We start from the raw sequence: 5539 nt of genomic DNA on the forward strand, positions 1-5539 counted from the left end.
CTTCTGGGGAGCCCCCGCCAGGCCCGTCAGACCTCTTCGACGCTGCTCGGCTCACGCCGGGACAGGTCGATACCGAGCTCCTCCGCGGCGCGGAAGACGTCCTCGTCCGTGTCGCGCATCTCGATGGACATACCGTCCGAGGAGAGCACCTCCACGTTGAGGCAGAGCGACTGCATTTCCTTGATGAGCACCTTGAAGGACTCGGGAATGCCGGGCTCGGGGATGTTCTCGCCCTTGACGATGGCCTCGTAGACCTTCACGCGGCCGGTCACGTCGTCGGACTTGATGGTCAGCAGCTCCTGGAGCGCGTAGGCCGCTCCATAAGCCTCGAGTGCCCACACCTCCATCTCTCCGAACCGCTGGCCACCGAACTGGGCCTTACCACCCAGCGGCTGCTGGGTGATCATCGAGTACGGACCGGTCGAACGGGCGTGGAGCTTGTCGTCGACCAGGTGGTGGAGCTTGAGGATGTACATGTACCCGATCGAGATCGGGTCCGGGAACGGCTCGCCGGAGCGGCCGTCGAACAGGTTGGCCTTGCCGGACGACTGGACCAGGCGGTCGCCGTCGCGGTTGGGGATCGTGGCGTCGAAGAGGCCGGCGATCTCGTCCTCACGCGCACCGTCGAAGACGGGGGTGGCGACGTTGGTGCCGGGAGCGACCTGGTCGGCGCCGATGGACTGCAGGCGCTGCGCCCAGTCGTCCGCCAGCCCGGAGACGTCCCAGCCGCGGCTGGCGAGCCAGCCGAGGTGGATCTCCAGGACCTGTCCCGGGTTCATTCGGGACGGGACACCCAGCGGGTTGAGGATGATGTCGACCGGGGTGCCGTCCTCCAGGAACGGCATGTCCTCGATCGGCAGGATCTTCGAGATGACGCCCTTGTTGCCGTGACGGCCGGCGAGCTTGTCACCGTCGGTGATCTTGCGCTTCTGGGCCACGTAGACGCGGACCAGCTGGTTGACGCCCGGGGGAAGCTCGTCGCCCTCCTCGCGGTCGAAGACGCGCACACCGATGACCTTGCCGGTCTCGCCGTGCGGCACCTTCAGCGAGGTGTCACGGACCTCACGCGCCTTCTCACCGAAGATCGCGCGGAGCAGACGCTCCTCCGGGGTCAGCTCGGTCTCACCCTTGGGCGTGACCTTGCCGACCAGGATGTCGCCGGCGACGACCTCGGCACCGATACGGATGATGCCGCGCTCGTCGAGGTCCGCGAGAACCTCCTCGGAGACGTTCGGGATGTCCCGGGTGATCTCCTCGGGGCCGAGCTTGGTGTCACGGGCGTCGACCTCGTGCTCCTCGATGTGGATCGAGGAGAGGACGTCGTCCTGCACGAGGCGCTGCGACAGGATGATCGCGTCCTCGTAGTTGTGACCCTCCCACGGCATGAACGCCACGAGCAGGTTCTTGCCGAGCGCCATCTCACCGTTCTCGGTGGCGGGACCGTCGGCGAGGACCTGGCCCTCGATGACCCGGTCGCCCTCGGAGACGATGACCTTCTGGTTCACCGAGGTGCCCTGGTTCGAGCGGGAGAACTTCGCGATGCGGTACGTGGTGTACGTGCCGTCGTCGTTCGCGACGGTGACGTAGTCGGCCGAGACCTCCTGGATGACACCGTCCTTCTCCGCCTTGATGACGTCGCCGGCGTCGGTGGCACAGCGGTACTCCATGCCGGTGCCGACGAGCGGGGCCTCCGCCTTGATGAGCGGAACGGCCTGGCGCATCATGTTCGCGCCCATGAGGGCACGGTTGGCGTCGTCGTGCTCGAGGAACGGGATCATGGCGGTCGCCACCGACACCATCTGGCGCGGCGAGACGTCCATGTAGTCGACCTCGGTCGGCGGGACGTAGTCGACCTCGCCGCCACGACGGCGGACCAGCACGCGCGCCTCGGTGAAGCGCAGGTCGTCGCTCAGGGTCGCGTTCGCCTGGGCGATGACGAAGCGGTCCTCCTCGTCGGCGGTCAGGTAGTCGACCTCGTCGGTGACCTGACCGTCGGTGACCTTGCGGTACGGGGTCTCGACGAAGCCGAACGCGTTGACCCGGCCGTAGGACGCGAGCGAGCCGATCAGGCCGATGTTCGGGCCTTCAGGGGTCTCGATCGGGCACATGCGGCCGTAGTGCGAGGGGTGCACGTCACGGACCTCGAAGCCGGCCCGCTCACGGGAGAGACCACCCGGGCCAAGAGCCGACAGACGGCGCTTGTGGGTGAGACCCGACAGCGGGTTGTTCTGGTCCATGAACTGCGACAGCTGGCTGGTGCCGAAGAACTCCTTGATGGAGGCGACGACCGGCCGGATGTTGATCAGCGTCTGCGGCGTGATCGCCTCGACGTCCTGGGTCGTCATGCGCTCACGCACGACGCGCTCCATACGAGCCAGACCCGTGCGGACCTGGTTCTGGATGAGCTCGCCGACGTTGCGCAGACGGCGGTTGCCGAAGTGGTCGATGTCATCGGTCTCGACGACGATCTGGGTGCCCGACTCGCCGACCGTCTCGGTCTCACCAGCGTGCAGCTTGACCAGGTACTTGATGGTGGCGATGACGTCGTCGGTGGTGAGGACGCCGGCGTCCAGCGGCTCGTCCGCGCCGAGCTTCTTGTTCACCTTGTAGCGGCCGACCTTGGCGAGGTCGTAGCGCTTCGGGTTGAAGTAGAGGTTCTCGAGCAGCGTCTGGGCCGCCTCGCGCGTCGGGGGCTCGCCCGGACGCAGCTTGCGGTAGATGTCGAGCAGCGCGTCGTCCTGGCCCTGGGTGTGGTCCTTCTCCAGGGTGGCGCGCATGGACTCGTACTCGCCGAACTCCTCGAGGATCTGCTCGGTGGTCCAGCCGAGCGCCTTGAGCAGGACGGTCACGGACTGCTTGCGCTTGCGGTCGATACGGACACCGACCATGTCGCGCTTGTCGATCTCCATCTCCAGCCAGGCACCCCGGGAAGGGATGATCTTGGCCGTGAAGATGTCCTTGTCGGACGTCTTGTCGATGTTGGAGTCGAAGTAGACACCCGGCGAGCGGACCAGCTGCGACACCACGACACGCTCGGTGCCGTTGATGACGAAGGTGCCCTTGTTGGTCATGAGCGGGAAGTCGCCCATGAAGACCGTCTGGGACTTGATCTCGCCGGTCTCGTTGTTGGTGAACTCGGCCGTGACGAAGAGCGGGGCCGCGTACGTGAAGTCGCGCTCCTTGCACTCGTCGATCGAGTTCTTCGGGGGCTCGAAACGGTGGTCGCGGAAGGTCAGCGACATCGACCCGGAGAAGTCCTCGATCGGCGAGATCTCCTCGAAGATCTCTTCCAGACCGGACTTGGTGGGGACGTCCTGTCCGCTTTCGAGAGCCGCCTCGACACGAGCCTTCCATGCGGCATTGCCGAGCAGCCAGTCAAAGCTCTCGGTCTGCAGCGCGAGGAGGTTCGGAACCTCGAGGGGCTCCTTGATCTTTGCAAAGGAGATGCGCAGCGGGGCAGTGCTGGCGCCGTTGTTCGTATTCGCGGTCGAGGCGTTGCGCGAGGCGGCCAAGAGGGGGTCCTTCCGAGGGCTCGGACTCACTACGCGCGTACCGGTCCCATGTTGTGAACGGAGGGAGAAACCCCAGCTAGGGGCTGTTCTTCATCCGAAGCTCATACACGGGCATGCCCCTGGTGACGGGCAGAGGGCAGCTAACAGGCAGCGCAAAGGGTCAGTGTAGCCACTTGGCACACTGATGTCCAGTGCGGGTTTTCGAGACCCTCGAGACCCTCGTTTTTCTCATCTCCGCGAACCCCATGCGCCGTGAGGCGCACATCGATACTGCCCGTTCGGTCGTCGATCCATGCCTCGGAACGTGGATCGTTGTGACGACGCGTCCTGAGAATTGCGCGCTGCGTGCGGTTCGTCAAGGCCCTCGCCCCTGAGCTGCTGCTCCGGGACCCTCAGAGGCCGCCGTGAGGGGCGCACGGCGAAGATCACCATACTCCCAGGAGGGAGAAGAGCAAGGCACCCTCGGCCGGAACGCCGAAGGGCGACCACCCGCTTGGGTGATCGCCCTTCAGTGTGTGCGCGTTACAGCGCGGGAGTCAGAAGACTCGCGAGGTCACTTGACCTCGACGGAGGCGCCGGCGGCCTTGAGGGACTCGGCAGCCTTCTCCGCGGCGTCCTTGGCGACCTTCTCGAGGACCGGCTTCGGGGTGCCGTCGACGAGGTCCTTGGCCTCCTTCAGACCCAGGGAGGTCAGCTCACGCACGACCTTGATGACCTGGATCTTCTTCTCACCGGCGCCGGTGAGGATGACGTCGAACTCGTCCTGCTCGGCCTCGGCCTCGGCCGGGGCGGCAGCAGCGCCACCGGCGGCAACGGCGACCGGGGCAGCGGCGGTGACGTCGAACTTCTCCTCGAAGGCCTTCACGAACTCGGAGAGCTCGATGAGGGTCATCTCCTCGAACTGCGCAAGCAGGTCGTCCTGGGACAGCTTCGCCATGATGGCGTCCTTCCACTCATTCGGCAGGTGCCGTGTGTACATGTGAGGCGGGCGTACGTTCGGCCCGCTGTGACCGTCGCCTCAGGCGGCGGTCAATGCGCGAGCCGAATTACTCGGCACCGCCCTGCTCGGCCTTCTTGGCACGAAGCGCCTCCGCGGTGCGGACGAACTTCGAGGGAAGCGCCTGGAAGAGCGCGGCAGCCTGGGACTGCTTGCCCTTCATGGCGCCCGCCAGCTTGGCGAGCAGAACCTCGCGGGACTCGAGGTCCGCAAGCTTCTTGATCTCATCGGCGGACAGCGCCTTGCCATCAAGGACACCGCCCTTGATGATCAGGTTCGGGTTGTCCTTGGCGAAGTCACGAAGACCCTTCGCCGACTCCACCGGGTCACCGGTGATGAAGGCAACCGCCGTCGGACCAGTGAAGTGGTCGTCGAGCGAGTTGATCCCGGCCTCGTTGGCCGCGATCTTGGTCAGCGTGTTCTTCACCACGGCGTACTGGGCGTTCTCACCGAGCGAACGGCGCAGCTCCTTGAGCTGAGCCACGGTGAGACCCCGGTACTCGGTCAGCACGGCGGCGTTCGAGCTGCGGAACGACTCCGTCAGCTCGGCCACCGCGGCGGCCTTGTCGGGCCTTGCCATGAGCGTCGGCCTCCTTCCGGGTGATGAGGACCGCTCAGAAGGGGCCGAACAAAACGAAACGCCCCGGCGCAGGCGCACGGGGCTGAGCTCGACCGGAATTGCTTCCGGGAACTTTCCACAGTCACCTGCGCAGGACGTCCGCTACTGAGCGGATCCTTCGGCCACCGGACCCTCGGAAGGAGAGCACGGCAACGACCAGCGGTCTTTGGCTTCTTCGGAAGAGTACGCGAACGCAACCCCGCCAGGCAAATCCGCCGTATTCGCGTCAGGGCGCCCCCCGCGCCCGCCGTTCTTCCTGGGGTGCCACGGGGCCTTGGAGGCGCGATACCCGGCTGCGCAGCGGCCCACACCGGCCCGCCTGCGCCGGCCGCCTTCCGGTCCCGCACGGGGCTTTGATGGGCCCGGCGCCCGACGACGACAGCGTCCACGCAAAAATCCGGCCTCCCCAGC

At 66.1% G+C, this 5539-nt stretch carries 3 protein-coding genes; all 3 read right to left on the reverse strand.

Annotated features, from left to right (window positions below; translation table 11 throughout):
• Positions 1 to 26: 26 nt before the first annotated feature.
• The 3 genes from rpoB to rplJ all read right to left on the reverse strand — a co-directional run bounded on the left by rpoB (position 27) and on the right by rplJ (position 5089).
• The gene (gene rpoB / locus ACWGH4_RS30225) at positions 27 to 3512 is read right to left on the reverse strand and encodes a DNA-directed RNA polymerase subunit beta (protein ID WP_441265747.1); all 3486 of its coding nucleotides are present in this window, start codon (positions 3510 to 3512) and stop codon (positions 27 to 29) included.
• Between the two features lie 553 nt (positions 3513 to 4065).
• On the reverse strand, positions 4066 to 4449 hold the full coding sequence (gene rplL, locus ACWGH4_RS30230) for a 50S ribosomal protein L7/L12 (protein WP_005313624.1): 384 nt from the start codon (positions 4447 to 4449) through the stop codon (positions 4066 to 4068).
• 109 nt (positions 4450 to 4558) lie between these two features.
• On the reverse strand, positions 4559 to 5089 hold the full coding sequence (gene rplJ / locus ACWGH4_RS30235; protein WP_005313626.1) for a 50S ribosomal protein L10: 531 nt from the start codon (positions 5087 to 5089) through the stop codon (positions 4559 to 4561).
• Positions 5090 to 5539 lie beyond the last annotated feature (450 nt).

The organism is Streptomyces sp. NPDC054847 (assembly GCF_053610925.1).

Excerpts from the sequence above, each read along its gene's own strand:
- rplL (WP_005313624.1), bottom strand. The coding sequence starts at position 4,449 with ATGGCGAAGCTGTCCCAGGACGACCTGCTTGCGCAGTTCGAGGAGATG.
- rplJ (WP_005313626.1), bottom strand. The coding sequence starts at position 5,089 with ATGGCAAGGCCCGACAAGGCCGCCGCGGTGGCCGAGCTGACGGAGTCG.